The sequence below is a fragment of the Paenibacillus sp. P4_A7 genome, assembly GCF_056402455.1.
Window position 1 is genome coordinate 1 of the sequence record NZ_JBFUHJ010000011.1, and the last position, 16,772, is coordinate 16,772.

Genomic DNA, 16,772 nt, shown 5'->3' on the forward strand with positions numbered 1-16,772 from the left:
GCTATGGACTTGGACTATTGGCAGCTGCAGTCGTCTATTCCTTAGGCATTTGGCTTCATGATCAGCCCTTAATCCATGGTATCGGCTTCCTCGAATCGGCAACGGTAGGTCTACTTATAAAAAAATACCGGGATCGTCTGTTTCGCTGTGATGTGGTTTTTTGGTTTATAATCGGAATACCTTTGATTTATATCACCTGCTATAAACAGTACCCCTCTGGTTCTTACGATTTGTTGCTCATAGCAAGTATCATCGCCGTAAGCGGCATGTTTAACGCATTGTTCGCCGAAGTCATACATTCGTATATCCCTTTGCGCAAATGGAGCGGATTCTCTACTTATGACCGACGTCCTCATGCTTTCAGCAAGCTGCTGTTTCATTTTTCATTCGGCATTATATTTGTATCCTTTCTACTAAATATCTATATGAACAGCCAGAGCTCTTTCAAAGAGGTAAGCATGAGCGCAAAGCGGCTGTCTATTAATGAAGTAGGCCGTCTATCCTACACTTTGAATGAATGGTCCATGCAGACTGGTCGTCCAACATCAGAAGATCAAGAGAAATTTATCCAAGAATATATCAATTCGGGCACTCCAAAGCTCGCCATTACAATAACCAATCATCAACGCCAAATAATCGCTTCAAGCAATCAGATTGAAATAGGGCAAACATTAAACTTGGCAGAGCGCAATAAACGAACACCTATAAATGCGAACATGTATTTAAATATTCCTAATCCGAAATCTAATACAAAGTACTTTTATACTTGGCATGACGGTTATTTCGTATATTCTGACGCCCTAGCTGGTGGCAAATGGAACGTCTTTGTTCATGTTCCAATCACAGACTTTCAAAATTATTTATTTTCCAAATACTTTACTCACTTTGCTTATTTAGTAGGTCTAGCTTTGTTCTCAGCTCTTCTTTCTTACTTGATAAACCGCAAGCTTGTACAAAGCCTGACTAGATTGACTGCCTCAACTACAGATTTACCGCATAAGCTGAAACAAATGGAGACCGTCGAATGGCCTGACAGCAGTATTATGGAGATTCATTTACTCATTTCTAACTTCAAACATATGTCCGCCAATCTTCTTCATCTGTTTCATGAATCGCAAACCAATCGAGAGCGACTGGAGACGCAAACTTACTTGCTGCAGCAATCGGAGGAACGTCTGCACCAGCTTGCCTATTATGATATGCTGACCGGATTGCCGAACAGGCTGCAGTTTAACAAGCACTTTCAAGATATGATCCTATTGTATTCAGGTACAGAACAGTCGATTGCTGTCATGTTCGCGGATATAAATCGATTCAAGCAAATTAATGATACACTCGGACACTCGGTCGGAGATATTCTTCTGCAGAAAGCGGCTGAACGTTTCGAAGCGGCTACACAAGATTATTGCACCGTGTTCAGACTAGGCGGAGACGAATTTGTGTTTGTAGGACAGTTTGATGACGAGGCCGCTATGCACAACACCGCGCAGTCGATCTGTCGTTCGTTTGATGCCCCTGTAAACATTGACGGAACGGCTCTTTTCCTAACCGTTAGTGTAGGAATTAGTATATTCCCTCAGGATGGAGGCGACCTGGATACGATTGTTAGAAATGCTGATATCGCCATGTACAGTGCTAAGGAGCAAGGAGATGGATGCTATCGGTTTTTCAAGCCCAACTTGAAGACAGCATTAACAGAAAAAATGCAATTAGAAAACGGTTTGCATCATGCCCTGCTAGAAAATCAATTTTCATTAAACTATCAGCCGAAAATAAACGCATTAACCGGAGAGCTCTGCGGCATCGAAGCACTGATTCGCTGGAAGCATCCTGAACTTGGCATGATTCCGCCAGATCGCTTCATTCCGCTTGCTGAGCAATCCGGATTTATTTTTGAAATCGATAGCTGGGTATTCCGTGAAGCCTGCAGACAGAACAAGGCTTGGCAGGATGCTGGATTACAGAAAATATGCGTTTCAGTCAACATTTCAGGAAGACATTTCGACCAAGGTCATTTAATTGAAATGATCGTAAATGTATTGGAAGAAACCGGATTAGAAGCTCAGTACGTAAGCCTCGAATTAACAGAAAGCGTCTTTATGCAAAATATGGAGCAGGTGATCGAGCGAATCATACATTTGCGTAAGCTTGGCATTTATATTTCCATAGATGATTTCGGTACGGGCTATTCCTCATTGAACCAACTGCGCCGATTGCCTATTTCTGACGTGAAACTTGATCGCTCCTTCATCTCCGATATTGCTAACGATGAGAAGAAGTCTTCTATTGTAAAAGCCATTATCGAGCTGGTACACAGCATGAATATGAAGGTCGTTGCCGAGGGAGTAGAGACGCTCGCTGAATCACAGCTTTGCACCGATCTGCAATGCGATGAGCTTCAGGGCTATTTGTTCAGCAAGCCGCTTCCTCCTGAGGAGTTTGAGCAAATGCTAAGAAATCAAGGAAAAGTTGCTGATTTGCAGAGAGTAGGCTATGGACTCAGTTCGGAGTAAAACTGCATCTGCATAAGGACTAGAAAATGCTTTTAGCCAACGGCAGTTACATGCAAAAGTGCCTGCAACCAAATAAAACTTACAACCAAAAAAGCGGCCACATGGCCGCTTTTCCGCTGTAATAAAAACCTGCTTCATTATTAAGCAGTCGGAGCGGTAGCTTCCGCTTTAGCTGCAGCCTCATCATCAGTAGTAGCCGTACCACCCGGGCAATCACCCCGTTCTCCTCTTCCTTCTTTACCTCCGCCAAATGTCGGCAACTCGCCGCTTACCTGCTTAGCAGCGCGATCAGCAGCTTCTGCAAGCTTCGTATCAAGCTGCTCCTTCGTTATTTTTCCCACTGCAAGCTGCTCATCTAGCTTTTCTTTACTCGCGCTTACCAGTACATCAATAACCGCCTGAGTCTTAACGCCCTTCTCAACTGCAAGTGCTGCAAGTGTCTTCCCTGCCTTCATTGCTGTTTTTAGCTCATCGCTAGTTACTCCTAGAACTTTGGCTACCGCATCGCTATTGAAGCCCTTTCCTTCTCCGCCAAATCCTCTAAGTCCGCCATGCTTGCCTAGCTCAAAACCTTTGGAGTCAAGAAGTCTCTCAGCCGCAGCATCGTTGTCTGGTTTGATCTGAGCGTCTGCTTCAGCACCTTGATTGCTTCCATCTGTAGTTGCTATTTTCGAAGCCTCCGCTTGCGCAGCATTGAGCCATTCCACTAGCTTAGCTTTTAATTCCGCTCTCGTTTTACCTTGCTCTGCTGCCAGCTCTGCTAGCGTTGTCGTCTCTAACTTTGATTTAAGCGCTGCCTCGTCAAGCTCTAAGTACTTCTGCAATTGCTCTTTAATTTGCGTCATTCCTAGCCCTCTAACATGATCAAACCCACTGCGTTTGCCTCCGCGCCCCTTACTAGCCTGTCCTTCATTCGTTTGCGCGGTCTGACTTTGCTTCAATGCACTGCCTCCACTATCTACCTCCGCCGCATTAGCTAATTGGCTCGTMCGGAGACCAACTCCTCCAATTGTAAGTGCCAATACAATAGCGACGGCCGTAATAGCTTTCGTTTTCGATTTCATCATGTTACCATCCACCTCTCGAAAAAAGTTTGTTTTGTTGTTACAGGCTTCATTCTAGCCATCGCTCCTTAATTCCCCTTTAATCCCAGCTGAAAGTTAGCTGAACATCTTCCAGCTCAACTGCCTTCAACTACCTTCGCCCACCATAATCAACCTAAATCAAACTGAATAAGCCCCAAATAACGCATAGCTGCAACCCGACCTCGTCAAAATGATACAAGAATATCCCTTAAGCTCAATAATCACGCTTACAGACTCAAACTGACCAAAAAAAGAAGCCTTAAGCCTTCAAATCATGCTTACAGCCTCCCCAAACCCCCTATTCGCGCAGATTATCGAGCTTTAAGCCGAAAAATCAAGCTTACAAACCGAAACTAACCAAAAAAAGAAGCTGTAAGCACCATTTCGATGCTTACAGCTTCTTCAACTATCAATTGCTAACCCCATACCAGCCTTTGGCCTATGCCGATGTTACAGCAGATCCGAACTGCAGCTGATACATGGCGAAGTACTTGCCTTGCTTCTCCATCAGCTGGTCATGATTGCCGTGCTCCACAATAACACCGCGATCGAGCACCAAAATTTGGTCCGCTCCACGAATGGTCGACAGCCTATGCGCGATAACAAACGTCGTGCGCCCTTTCTTGAGCACATCAAGCGCCTCCTGAATAATCGCTTCTGTCTCCGTATCAATGCTCGCCGTTGCCTCATCCAAAATAAGAATCGCTGGATCATAGGCCAGCGCTCTTGCGAATGAGATCAACTGCCGCTGACCCGCGGACAGCGTGCTGCCTTTCTCAATAACTGGCGCATCAATGCCGTCTGGAAACTGACTGAACATATCATAGGCACCAACATCTCGAAGTGCCTGCTCCACCTTTTGCCTGCTAATCTCCGGATTACCCAGGCTAACATTAGACGCAATCGTTCCCGTGAACAGGAACGGATCCTGCAGTACAATACCCATATGCTGACGTAAATGCTGCTTCGGAATATCCCGAACATCGGTACCATCCACCACAATACGCCCTTCGTTCGTATCATAGAAACGGAACAATAAGTTCAATATCGAGCTTTTGCCTGATCCGGTGTGACCAACGAGCGCAACCGTTTCACCTTGATTCGCTTTAAAAGTAATATTGCGAAGCACTAACTCATCCTTCTTATAGGCAAACGAAACATCATCAAAGGAAACCTCACCCTTATAACGTTCCATACCACCAGCCGCTACGTCGATACCCACTTCATCCATTAGAGTAAATACACGCTCTGCTGATACCCTTGCCGTCTCCAAATTAGATAGTTGATTTACGATACCAACAATCGGTGCGAACATTCGATTCATATAATCTACGAAGGCGTAAAGCACACCGACCGATAAAGCCGAACCAAATGATCCGCCCCAGAACATCCAAATCACTACTAAAAATAAAATGTTTCGAACGACGTTCACCAAATTATGCGAGGTAATGGAATTTAAACTAAGAAGCTTGTTTTGATACGTGTAATAATGATCATTCAGCTCCTCAAACTCCTTTGTCGTCTCCTTCTTATGACGAAAAGCTTGAATGATTGTCATCCCTTGAATCGATTCATTGATCATGCCATTAATCTCGCTAAGCTTCGTCCGAATAATGCGATTATACTTTGCTGCAAACCGCCGATATACGATAATCCAAACGATCAGAATTGGAATGATTGGCAGCGAGATCAATGCTAGACGTGCATCCAGCAGGAATAACGCACCATAAATCGCAACAATATAGATAACGCCTGTAAAAAAATTAGCTAAAACCCCAACGTAAAGCTCACGAATCGCTTCCGTATCATTTGTCACTCGGGAGACAACTTGCCCCGCCGACAAATTGTCGTAGTATTGAACCGGCAAGCGGTGCGTATGTGCAAAAATATCATTCCGCATCTTACGCACGATCCGATTAGCTGATGTTTGCAGCATGAGACGCTGGCCGTACGTAAACACGGCAACAAGCAGCAGCAAGCCAAAATACATAATAGCCATACGTATTAGTGCCGGAAACTCTGGTTCATAGAACGAATAGAGCTCTTTTGAGGAAAGCTTCGTTACTGTGTAGGAGGCCGTCTCACCTGTATCCTTATTGGTTACGGTCATTTCATCGCCCTCAACTACTCGCTTGCCTCCCTTAAACTTAAGCGCCTCATCCAGCCAATAAAATTGACGCCCAACCTGAAGCACTCGTACCTCTTTACCTTTCTGGTCCTCAGTAGCAGCACCAGCGGCAAAGTGATCCTCACGCTTATACCATTTATCTTTATAATGAACCGCATAGGATTGTTCTGCCTCGACCTCATGCCATTTTTTCTCGATACCGAGAATGTTTTGATCAATCATTCGTTTGGCAATAAACGGCCCTGCAAGCTCTGCGCTTACAGCTAGCACAAGCAGCAGCAGCGCGAGCAGGATCGTTTTCTTATAAAGCATGGCGTATTGAAACAATCGTTTTCCTGTGTTACCCATTGCTCTTCACGCCCTTCATTTATTACGTTTCAATAATAGCTTCCAACTGCTGGCGATCATACTGCTCCCGATACCATCCGCCGCTCTCAAGCAATTGCTCATGAGTACCCTCTTGTACAATACGTCCTTCATCAAGCACGATAATCCAATCGGCATGCTGGACTGCGGACAATCGATGCGTCGTGATAAGTGTTGTTTTGCCCGCCCGTTCTGTGCGAATGCCTTCAATAATTTCAGACTCCGTCTTGCCATCAACTGCAGACAAGGCATCATCCATTAACAATATATCAGGATTCGAAATAAGCGCACGAGCTATACTGACTCGCTGCTTCTGCCCACCGGAAAGCGCGACACCCTTCTCGCCAACTAGCGTCTCCAGCCCATCAGGCAAAAAGGCAATGTCCTTAGCAAAGGAAGCACGCTCCAACGCTCGCTGTAAATCTGCGTCCGTTCCATCCTTGAGACCGAAGAAGATATTCTCGCGGATCGTCCTGGAGAATAAAATCGGCTGCTGCGGCACGTAGCCTATCCAGCCGAGCAAATGATCAATTTTCAAGCTTCCAATTGGAGCTCCTGATATCGTTATATTGCCTTTACCAACGGGATATTCACGCAGCAGCTGCTTTAGAAGCGTTGTTTTACCGCTGCCGGTGCGTCCAACGATGCCCAGGGTTTGACCTTGACGGAGCTTGAACGACACATCCACTAAGTTATCCACGTTGGAAGATGGATAACGGAAGGTTACATGCTGGAACTGAAGCGTTTCTGGCTCAGCCACCTCCGCTGGTACAGCAGCATCCTGTACGTCTGGTTTATAACCAAGTGTTTCATTAACACGATCAAGTGATGCGTTACCACGCTGCATAATATTGATAAGCTCTCCAATCGCGAACATAGGCCAAATGAGCATACCAAGGAAGACGTTAAAGGATACTAATTCCCCAAGCGTAATTTCATTATGAAAAACTAAGTAACCGCCATAACAGAGCCCAATTAAATAGCTCGTTCCAACAAGAATTTTCATAGTTGGCTCGAACAGCGCATCTATACGGGCAACTGCAATATTTTTACTCAGCACATCTTGTGTCTTGGCGCTGAACCGAGCCTTGCTTGCATCCTCCTGTACGAACGCGCGAATAACACGTACGCCAGAAACGGACTCCAGCACCTGATCGTTCAAATCGCCGAATGCATCCTGTGCATCCATAAAACGCTCGTGAATTTTTTTACCATAATGCTTCATCGCAAGAGCCATTAATGGTAGCGGCAGCAGCGCTGCAAGCGTCAGCTTCACGCTTATGAGTCCAGCCATTACAATTAATATAGTAATCATGAACAAGGTTGAATCAATTAGAGTTAATATACCGAACCCAGCAGTCTGTGCTACCGCACCTAGATCATTCGTCGAACGCGCCATTAAATCACCTGTACGGTTGCGTTCATAGAAGGTTGGAGTCATTTTCAGAAAATGACTCATAAGATTCGTACGCAATATTCGCTCAAGTACGAATGCTCCGCCAAAAAGCTGATAGTGCCATATATACGTAATGAAATATCCAACGACCGTAATGCCAATCCAACTGAACAGTACGAGATCAAACTCAGTCTGACCTAGCAGATCCTGATGAATGCCATCAATTGTGTAACCAATTAGCCATGGCGGAATTACATCTAGAAAACCCGTCAATACTAGAAGAGAGATGGCTACGGTATAACGTTTCCAATAAAGCTTAAAGAACCAACTCAACTTTTTGAGTACACTAAACATGCTTCTTATCACACCTTCCGCTATCCATCCAAGCTTCATTTTCCTAGAAAACGCAAAAAAGCGAGTCGCCGTAACGACACGCTTCTTCCTGCAAGAGACAAACGACACATCCGTGATAGGCTGCAGTCGCACTCTTTAAGCATAGAAAAGGCGCATGATTACGGTACGTAACCATGCGCCTTTGATTTGGGATTACCCTTTAATCAAAGAGAAATGACGCGCGGATGGATTACGTTATTCATTTTGAAACGATGATTAATTGCTACGGACGACATAAAATCACTATAATTTCTCATGGAACGTAATCCTCCTCTCGAATAAAATCTATTTGTCACTTTACCATTGGAAGAAATTACTGTCAATACCTATCCAATCACATTAAGGAGTTGATCAAATGGGTCATTATGAATTATCATRTAAAAGATATCTTTTATGCACCTTCAAATTAAATTCCTAGTAATCCGATCAAATATATGGTATATTCAACAAATCACATAAATGAGAGACATGGAGGATGGAACTATGCGTAATCGTAAAAGCATATTCGGAGTCATTACATTGGTAATATTGACCTTGTTGGTCAGTGCTTGCTCCGGAAATAACACGAAACAAAACCCATCAGAGGGTTCATCCAATTCACCAGCTAATGAATCCCAGACTGGTGGAGATAAACCGAAAGAAGGCGGCAGCGCCATTATCGCTGTTGGTGCCGATCCAGTTATTTTGAATCCGAACTATGCAGGCGACCGTGTAAGCTTAACCATTGACCAAGCATTGTTCGCTCCTTTGTTCCAAGTTAACAAAGGCAAGAAAACGTTCTACCTAGCAGACAGCTTAGAAGCATCCGCAGACAATCTTACTTACACATTGAAGCTGAAAAGCGGTCTTACTTGGCACGATGGCGAGAAGCTGACAGCAGATGATGTCGTATTCACAATTGATAAAATTCTCGATGAGAAACAAAACAGTTTCCTTAGAGGGAACTTCATCGTTAATGGCAAACCAATCCAAGCCGTTAAAGTTGACGAAACGACAGTAGAATTTAAGCTGCCGCAAGTTAGCCCGGCATTCGAAGCTACATTAGTTCAAGTGTCTCCTATTCCAAAGCATATTTTTGAGAATGAAGCTGACCTTGAGAAAAGTTCTAAAAATGATGCACCAATTGGTTCAGGAGCATTTAAGTTCAAGGAGTACAAAACAGGTGAATATGTAACGTTGGAGAGATTCGATGGTTACTTCGGCGGCAAACCGCACCTTGATTCGATCACATACCGAATTGCAAAAGATACGAATGCAGCTAACCTAGCTCTTCAAAGCGGCGAAATCAACATTAAATATATTGATCCACAAGATGTAGGCACTATTCAAACTTCAAACAAGTTTGAAATTCTGCCTTACAGCGAAGGAAGATTGTCATACCTTCTGTTTAATCACAATAGTGATACAGGCGTTTTAGGCAAGAAAGAAGTTAGACAGGCTCTATCCTATGCGCTTAGTCGTGACGAACTTATCCAAGTCGCTTATACTTCTAATGAATATGCGGATCCAGCGAAATCTATTTTCGCACCAGACGCTCTGTACCAAACAAATGAATTAACTACCTTCGATAATGATCCAGCAAAAGCGAAAGAGATGCTTAAAGCTGCAGGAGTAGATGGGCTTAAGCTGCGTTTCATCTTATCGAGCGGCAACAAGGCACAAGAAGCAATTGGACTATACGTGCAACAGAAGCTGAAAGCTGTTGGAGTTGATGTAGAGATCAAGTCGATGGACGCTTCTGCTTACATGGAGAAATTTACAGATCCGAATTCAACAGACTTTGAACTGATTGCAGGCGGATATATTATGGGCTTCGACCCTGACGCTTACAGCATTTTGTATAAATCAACAGAAGGTTCTAACTACACGCATTACAATAACAAAGAAGTCGACGAGCTCTTCAAGCAGGGTGCCGGTGAAGCTGATCCGACGAAGCGCGGAGAGATCTATAAAAAGCTTCAAGAAATCGTAGCGGGTGATGCAGCGGTTTATCCGATTGCCTACACGAAATCAATTGTAGCGGTTGATAAGAAATTCGGCGGCCTGGAAGAAGCGGTTCTTAAACCGGTCGTTATTTTTGAAGATTTGTCTAAAATCTACCTGAAATAACAAGCGTAAACGGCTRTYGCCGTCCTTGGTGGCAAAAGCTCGTTTCGCGTTGAATTATAAGCCTATTATAAGTGTATAACATATAAATTCTTATAATTGGACGTAGGAAAATAAGCTGGAACGTTCAGCTTATTTTTTTGTCCATATCTGACTAGGAGAATGCACGCATGGGACAACTCATCGCCAGAAGATTGCTGCAAACTATACCGATGCTGTTCTTCGTATCGATTGTTTGCTTCACTTTGGTTAAACTCGCGCCTGGAGATCCCGTTCTATCCTTCGTCACGCCAAATATGCATGCGGAGGATATCGAACGGATTCGGCATAACTTAGGCTTGGATAAGCCAGCCTATATGCAATACTTAATTTGGATCAAAGAGGTTTTATCCGGAAATTTAGGTTACTCTCTGATCAACCATCAGCCCGTGCTCGATCAGATTTTGGATCGTCTTCCGGCAACGGCGGGCTTGATGGGTACATCCATCGCACTCGCCGTAATACTAGCCATACCTCTTGGCCTAGTTGCGGGGGCAAACCGAAATCGCTTTGTTGACAAGCTGATTAACTTATTCTCGTATATCGGTATCTCCGTTCCCTTGTTCTGGCTTGCTATGCTGCTTATGTACTTCTTCTCAGTTAAGCTTCAGTGGCTGCCAAGTATGGGGATGCGAACAATCGGGGTCAATTCCGTCATAGACGTTATTAAACATGGTATTCTTCCTTGCTTTATACTCGCTTTTGGTTTTCTTGCGGTCTACGTCAGATATATAAGGTCGAGTACAATCGGTCAGCTTAAGGAAGATTATGTACAAATTCAATATGCTTTTGGATCAACGAAGAAGACCATCTTGTACCGTCATGTTATGAAGCATGTGCTGTTGCCCGTCATAACGCTGCTAGGCATGTCGTTCGCAGACTTAGTGACAGGTGCGATAGTCACGGAGACGGTATTTTCTTGGCCGGGGATCGGATCCCTTGGCATGACCGCTGTAAGAGGAATGGACTACCCTGTCATCATGGGAATTACGTTATTCTCCTCCGTTATGCTGATCTTTGGCAATCTAGCTGCGGATATTCTATACGGATTCGCGGATCCGCGAATTAAGACGAGGAGGTAATCGTATGAATCGGAGCAAATGGCTAAACGTCCGCAATGAGTTGTTCTCGAACGGACTCGGTATCGCGGGAATTGTCATCCTGGTCGTGTTCACCCTAGCGGCCGCACTTGCTTTCCTTTCACCGCACGATCCTAATGCGTTGAACGTTATGGAACGATTGCAGCCTCCTAGTGCGGGGCATTGGTTTGGGACAGATGATTTTGGAAGGGACTATTTTGCTAGGGCGCTTTATGGAGGCCGTGTATCACTTATGGTTGGTTTCGCGTCCATGATTCTCGCGACCGGAATTGGTGTAATAGTCGGAGTAATCAGCGGCTATTTTGGCGGGTTCATTGATAATTTACTTATGAGACTGCTCGAAATCGTAATGTCGATTCCGTCCTTTCTTATTCTTCTATTGCTTAGCGTGTTTCTCAAACCAAGTGTAGGCAATATTATTGTTATTATTTCCCTCTTGATGTGGATGAACATTGCCAGAATCGTAAGGGCTGAGACGATGACGATCAAAGAGCGAGAGTATGTCTTGTACGCGCAGGCATCTGGTCAAGGCGCATTTGGAATTATTGGCAAGCATATTCTCCCTAACTTGATGCCTGTCATTATAGTAGGAGCGACTAACAACATCGCATCTGCGATTATGATGGAATCTTCCCTGAGCTTTCTAGGTTTCGGAGTGCAAGCTCCCAATGCAACTTGGGGCAGTATGCTGAATAACGCGCAGGGATATATCGCGCAAGCACCATATCTCGCTTTATTTCCAGGCCTATTCATTCTGCTGACGGTTCTTAGCTTTAACGTGCTCGGTGATATTTTGCGCGTAGGATTCGAGCCGAAGCTTATAAAGAGATAAGCCGTTAGGTAACGGAAGCTTAGCAAAGGAGTGAATGAAAAGATGACAGAACGGATGCTGACCGTTAAAGACTTAAAGGTTTCTTTTAATACCAGAGACGGAGAAAATCAAGCCGTTCGCGGTGTGAGCTTTCATGTTAATGAAGGAGAAACCGTAGGCATCGTCGGGGAATCAGGCAGCGGCAAGAGCGTAACTGCGAAGGCTATTCTCGGCTTAATTCCTCCGCCAGGAAAAGTGCTTGAAGGAGAGATCAACTATCGCGGAGAGAGCTTGACCGGCTTATCTGAGAAGGAATGGCGAGGCATTCGCGGCAATCAAATTGCTATGGTTTTCCAAGATCCGATGACCTCCCTCAATCCCGTCAAGAAAATCGGAGCGCAAATGACAGAGATCATCGCTAGACATCGCGGTTTAAACAAAGCTGATGCGCTTAAGGAAGCAATTAAGATGCTGCGCGAGGTTGGTATTACTGCGCCAGAAGAGAGAGTCAATCAATATCCTCATGAATTCAGTGGTGGTATGAGGCAGCGGGTCATGATTGCTATGGCTCTCTCCTGTAAACCGGATCTTCTGCTCGCTGATGAGCCTACAACTGCACTCGATGTTACGATACAAGCCCAGATCCTTGATCTTCTTAAGGAGCTTAAAGATAAATCACAAATGTCCATCGTCCTTATCACGCATGATTTGGGCGTAGTTGCACAAGTATGCTCGCGCGTAATCGTTATGTATGGCGGGATGGTCATGGAAGAAGGACTCGTAGATGATATCTTCTTCCGTCCGGGACATCCTTATACACAAGGCCTTCTTCGTTCGGTTCCTAAGCGCGATGGCGGAGCCCGCGAGCGGTTGGTGCCTATCGAAGGAACACCTCCGGATTTACTCAACCCGCCTCCTGGCTGTCCGTTCATAGAGCGATGCCCTCATGCTTTCAGCAAGTGCGTGGAGCGGCCGCCATTATTTGAGCTCGGCAACGATCAACGGGCCATGTGTTGGCTGCTTGATAAGGAGGACAAAGCGGATGAGTAATAACAAGAAGAGCGATATTCTCGTAGATGTCCGAAATCTGAAGAAGCATTTTACCAAGGGTAAAGACCTTTGGGGACGCAGCACGCAAGTATTGAAGGCTGTTGATGGCGTAAGCTTCCAGATCCGTCAAGGAGAAACGTTCGGTTTGGTCGGTGAATCAGGAAGCGGTAAGTCGACAGTAGGACGCTGTTTGATCCGTCTCTACGATTACACAGAAGGAGAAATCTACTTCGACGGCCATAACCTTTCCAATCTGAACGAGAAGCAGCTTAAGCCGTTCAGGAGCCGTATCCAAACTATTTTCCAAGATCCGTACTCTTCGCTTAATCCAGGTATGAATGTGCTCGAGCTCATTGGTGAGCCGATGGATATTCACGGGCTTTACAAGGGCGATGAACGAAAAGACGCGGTTGCAGCACTTCTTGATAGAGTCGGCCTGAAACGTGATCATCTGTATCGGTATCCCCATGAATTCAGCGGCGGACAACGGCAGCGTATCTCAATCGCTAGAGCGCTGTCTGTTAAGCCTGAGTTTGTCGTATGCGATGARCCAATCTCGGCGCTTGATGTATCCGTGCAGGCTCAGGTTGTGAACATGCTTGAGGATTTGCAGGCTGAATTCGGACTAACGTATCTCTTCATCGCGCATGACCTATCCATGGTTAGACATATCTCCGACCGAATCGGCGTTATGTATGGCGGCCGCCTTGTAGAGGTTGCAGATAGCGATGAATTATATGAGAATCCGCTTCACCCTTATACGAAGGCTCTTTTATCAGCTATTCCAATACCGGACCCTAGGATCATTAGTAAAAGAACCTCGTTAAAGGAAAGTGCTCCTAACCATGGAACAGGCTCAGGTGAGTACCAACTGCGTGAGGTTAGTCCTGGACACTTTGTTGCCGAGCATTGAGTTATCCCCTCTATTTGTCGATAGAATATCACCGTGAAAGTGTATATTCTTCTGGTGGCTTGAAGACCATTTTAAATTAGTTTGACATAGTGAAACTAATGAGATAAATGATGGAAAAAGAGACGATTTAGTTTCAGTATTTGCAGCTAATTGACTGGATAGAGGGCACGGATCGAGCTAACCCAGCAATTAAGTTCATTCCCTGACACTAAATTGCAGCTCACCTTTTCGCAGCCTCATTTAATTGCAAAATTTGAAACTATACGGGCATAGCAAATAGGGGAATGGACGCAGCGTCCATTTAGCTGTTTTTCGTTTACTGTGCTCTAGAAATAGAAGAAATAAGAGCAAAAAATTAGGGAGCGTGGACAAGACATGGAGATAACAAACCAAGTGAAGCTATCGCAATGGGACGCATTGATGCTTGAATCCTTGCGTGCTCATGGATACTCTAATGAGGAGCTAATACGCAAAGTTAAAGCGGGAGAGCTTCCGAAAGACGAAAGCGAATTCCAATTTGATTATCACGCTCTTACAGCCTTCGCAGCGGAACATTCAGATGTCTTTGAAGCAGCAGTGCTGCAAGGATATCAGATCAAATACAACACGGTTCGTGGAATTCGGTGTTGGATTCTAATCCGCTTCAAAAAAGATCCTGAACTGCTGTTAGAAACAGGCGGCGAAGCGGTTCACGCATCGTTGACTTCCACTGAGAAGGATGAGCTAACGTCTGTCCTATCATTCGGCTGGGGAGTTCACGAGGAGCGTCCCGCTTCTAACGCTGAAGCAGGTTTATTCCGCATTGAGCCTATCCAACGATAGGAAGCTATTATAAGTAACCTAGTATTTTCTAAAAGGTCGACCTTACGCGGGTCGGCTTTTTGTGTTCAGGGAATAATTAGGGCTAACTTCGGAGAAACATATAAAACTAATAACGAATGGCGTTGCATGTTGTTTGTCACAAATCGTTGCGGATTATAGTGATTGAAATCACACCGGTCACTTACTTTTGACCTCTATAATTAGGTTTATCAAAAACAATTGCGTAACGAATAGATACAGGAGGGATTTTCCTATGTTAAACAATAAAACGATCGATATCATTAAATCAACCGTTCCCGTACTAGAGCTTCACGGTGTCGCCATTACGAAACGTTTTTATGAATTAATGTTCACCTCCCATCCAGAGCTGTTGAATATATTTAATCACGCCAACCAAAAGCAAGGAAAGCAACAAGCTGCCCTTGCTAATGCGGTGTATGCGGCAGCCGTTCATATTGATAATCTCGCTGCTATCATTCCTGTCGTGAAGCAAATTGGACATAAACACCGTAGTCTCGGCGTAAAAGCAGAGCACTATCCTATCGTTGGCGAGCATCTGTTGAAGGCTATTAAGGAAGTGCTTGGAGCAGCAGCTACAGACGATATTTTACAGGCATGGGCTGATGCTTACGGCGTGATCGCCGGCGCATTTATTGGCATAGAGGAAGAAATGTATGAGCAAGCGAAAAATCAATCCGGAGGCTGGGAGGGATTCCGAGCTTTTCGAGTGGAACGAAGAGTCAAGGAAAGCGATGTAATCACCTCCTTTTACCTCGTACCCGAGGACGGAGGAGCATTGGCTGACTTTGAACCTGGACAATATATAAGCATCAAGATGGCTATCGCGGGTGAGGAGTATACACAAATACGGCAATACAGCTTATCCGATAGTGCAGGAAAAGGATATTACCGTATTTCCGTCAAAAGGGAGGATGGCAGTCAAGGCCACCCTGCAGGCAAGGTATCTACTTATTTGCATAAACATGTTCAAGCGGAAGATGTTGTGTGGCTCTCAGCTCCAGCGGGAGATTTTGTTCTGAACCAGGAAGATGAACGTCCTGTAGTGCTTCTTAGCGGCGGCGTTGGACTAACTCCGATGGTGAGCATGCTGAATACGTTGACAGAAAAATACCCGAATCGTCCTGTTACTTTTATTCATGCTGCTCAAAATAGCGGGATGCATGCCATGGAAGAGCATATTACGTCTCTAGCGAGCAAGAATCATCAGGTGTCCGTTTACTATTGCTATAATAATCCGACAAAAAATGACCTCGAGCAGCAAACGCACCATAAAGAAGGCTATATCGACCTGCCTTGGCTTCAAACGGTTATCGCTGATCGCAATGCCCAATTTTATTTCTGTGGACCGCTGCCATTCATGCAGGCCATCAACAGCTCATTAGAAGCTTGGGGCGTTCCTGCCTCCGATATTCATTTTGAGTTTTTCGGCCCTGCTGCCAGTTTGGTGCAGACAGTCAGCGTTTAATAAACGATCGGAACAGCAAGCATGGCAATCGAAATAACCTGCTTATTTCGATTGCGCGCGCAATAGCCTGTTGACTGTCTCGCGGCGAAGACCGATGAGCTGCCCAATCTCATCCTGGGTTAGAACATCGGTCAGCGTTGCCGGCGCGATATAGGTTCGAAACCACTGCTGTAATTTCATCAGCTTATCCGCAGGCGTTACTTGCGTCAATTGGTCAATTCTTTGCTGCATCATCCGGAGCTTGTCTTGAAGAAGCAATGCAATTTCTCTGCTCTTTACAGGGTTCTGATTAATATCGTCATACCACTCTTGCGGAGATACGATCTCGATATCGCAGGTCATTAGCGCGACTGCCGTGCCGTGGTACGCCATCGGGCTAATTAATGAATGATGCGGAATCGTCTCCTTTGGAACAATAATATTCACTAGAAACGGATTGCCGTCCTCGTGAACACGAACGATTTTGAGCAGACCACTTTTCACATGATACAACGGACCGGTTTCTCCTTGGTGAAACAGCGTTTCGCCTTTATGAATCAACATGACACTCAACTCCATTTAAGC

General features: G+C 45.0%; 12 protein-coding genes. 8 read left to right on the forward strand and 4 right to left on the reverse strand.

The window, feature by feature from the left end; all coding sequences use genetic code 11:
- Nucleotides 1–2,513, forward strand: a 2,513-nt coding sequence (locus AC1DWN_RS03150) for a putative bifunctional diguanylate cyclase/phosphodiesterase (protein WP_477557486.1), incomplete at its 5' end; no start/stop codon positions are given.
- Between the two features lie 140 nt (nt 2,514–2,653).
- Here the strand turns inward: AC1DWN_RS03150 and AC1DWN_RS03155 are convergent.
- The 3 genes from AC1DWN_RS03155 to AC1DWN_RS03165 all read right to left on the reverse strand — a co-directional run bounded on the left by AC1DWN_RS03155 (nt 2,654) and on the right by AC1DWN_RS03165 (nt 7,842).
- Nucleotides 2,654–3,580: a hypothetical protein gene (locus AC1DWN_RS03155; protein ID WP_477557487.1), complete on the reverse strand. Its 927-nt coding sequence runs from the start codon at nt 3,578–3,580 to the stop codon at nt 2,654–2,656.
- 457 nt (nt 3,581–4,037) lie between these two features.
- A complete protein-coding gene (locus tag AC1DWN_RS03160; protein WP_477557488.1) occupies nt 4,038–6,074 on the reverse strand; it encodes an ABC transporter ATP-binding protein in 2,037 nt (678 codons plus the stop codon).
- Between the two features lie 22 nt (nt 6,075–6,096).
- Entirely contained in the window at nt 6,097–7,842 is a 1,746-nt protein-coding gene (locus tag AC1DWN_RS03165; RefSeq protein ID WP_477557489.1) for an ABC transporter ATP-binding protein, read from the reverse strand.
- A gap of 522 nt (nt 7,843–8,364) precedes the next feature.
- Here AC1DWN_RS03165 and AC1DWN_RS03170 point away from each other — a divergent pair.
- From AC1DWN_RS03170 to hmpA, 7 genes are all read left to right on the forward strand, one after another.
- A complete protein-coding gene (locus AC1DWN_RS03170) occupies nt 8,365–9,990 on the forward strand; it encodes an ABC transporter substrate-binding protein (RefSeq protein ID WP_477557490.1) in 1,626 nt (541 codons plus the stop codon).
- 167 nt (nt 9,991–10,157) lie between these two features.
- Entirely contained in the window at nt 10,158–11,108 is a 951-nt protein-coding gene (locus tag AC1DWN_RS03175) for an ABC transporter permease (RefSeq protein WP_477557491.1), read from the forward strand.
- A gap of 4 nt (nt 11,109–11,112) precedes the next feature.
- Nucleotides 11,113–11,958 (forward strand): ABC transporter permease, encoded by an 846-nt coding sequence (locus AC1DWN_RS03180; RefSeq protein ID WP_477557492.1) that lies wholly within the window; start codon nt 11,113–11,115, stop codon nt 11,956–11,958.
- 42 nt (nt 11,959–12,000) lie between these two features.
- Nucleotides 12,001–12,987 (forward strand): ABC transporter ATP-binding protein, encoded by a 987-nt coding sequence (locus tag AC1DWN_RS03185; protein ID WP_477557493.1) that lies wholly within the window; start codon nt 12,001–12,003, stop codon nt 12,985–12,987.
- Nucleotides 12,980–13,900 (forward strand): ABC transporter ATP-binding protein, encoded by a 921-nt coding sequence (locus AC1DWN_RS03190; protein WP_477557494.1) that lies wholly within the window; start codon nt 12,980–12,982, stop codon nt 13,898–13,900. The genes AC1DWN_RS03185 and AC1DWN_RS03190 overlap by 8 nt, the downstream gene beginning before the upstream one ends.
- 375 nt (nt 13,901–14,275) lie before the next feature.
- Nucleotides 14,276–14,722 carry a hypothetical protein gene (locus tag AC1DWN_RS03195; protein WP_477557495.1) on the forward strand — a complete coding sequence of 149 codons (447 nt, stop codon included), beginning with the start codon at nt 14,276–14,278 and terminating at the stop codon, nt 14,720–14,722.
- Between the two features lie 253 nt (nt 14,723–14,975).
- Nucleotides 14,976–16,208, forward strand: coding sequence for an NO-inducible flavohemoprotein (hmpA, locus tag AC1DWN_RS03200; protein ID WP_477557496.1), 1,233 nt, complete (start codon nt 14,976–14,978; stop codon nt 16,206–16,208).
- Between the two features lie 42 nt (nt 16,209–16,250).
- Here hmpA and AC1DWN_RS03205 read toward each other — a convergent pair whose 3' ends face one another.
- A complete protein-coding gene (locus AC1DWN_RS03205; RefSeq protein ID WP_477557497.1) occupies nt 16,251–16,751 on the reverse strand; it encodes a Crp/Fnr family transcriptional regulator in 501 nt (166 codons plus the stop codon).
- Nucleotides 16,752–16,772 lie beyond the last annotated feature (21 nt).

Bases quoted from the DNA above. Each gene is read 5' to 3' on its own strand.
- AC1DWN_RS03160 (WP_477557488.1), bottom strand. From the start codon at position 6,074: ATGGGTAACACAGGAAAACGATTGTTTCAATACGCCATGCTTTATAAG.
- AC1DWN_RS03205 (WP_477557497.1), bottom strand. From the start codon at position 16,751: ATGTTGATTCATAAAGGCGAAACGCTGTTTCACCAAGGAGAAACCGGT.
- AC1DWN_RS03165 (WP_477557489.1), bottom strand. From the start codon at position 7,842: ATGTTTAGTGTACTCAAAAAGTTGAGTTGGTTCTTTAAGCTTTATTGG.
- AC1DWN_RS03175 (WP_477557491.1), top strand. From the start codon at position 10,158: ATGGGACAACTCATCGCCAGAAGATTGCTGCAAACTATACCGATGCTG.
- AC1DWN_RS03170 (WP_477557490.1), top strand. From the start codon at position 8,365: ATGCGTAATCGTAAAAGCATATTCGGAGTCATTACATTGGTAATATTG.
- AC1DWN_RS03185 (WP_477557493.1), top strand. From the start codon at position 12,001: ATGACAGAACGGATGCTGACCGTTAAAGACTTAAAGGTTTCTTTTAAT.
- AC1DWN_RS03180 (WP_477557492.1), top strand. From the start codon at position 11,113: ATGAATCGGAGCAAATGGCTAAACGTCCGCAATGAGTTGTTCTCGAAC.
- AC1DWN_RS03195 (WP_477557495.1), top strand. From the start codon at position 14,276: ATGGAGATAACAAACCAAGTGAAGCTATCGCAATGGGACGCATTGATG.
- hmpA (WP_477557496.1), top strand. From the start codon at position 14,976: ATGTTAAACAATAAAACGATCGATATCATTAAATCAACCGTTCCCGTA.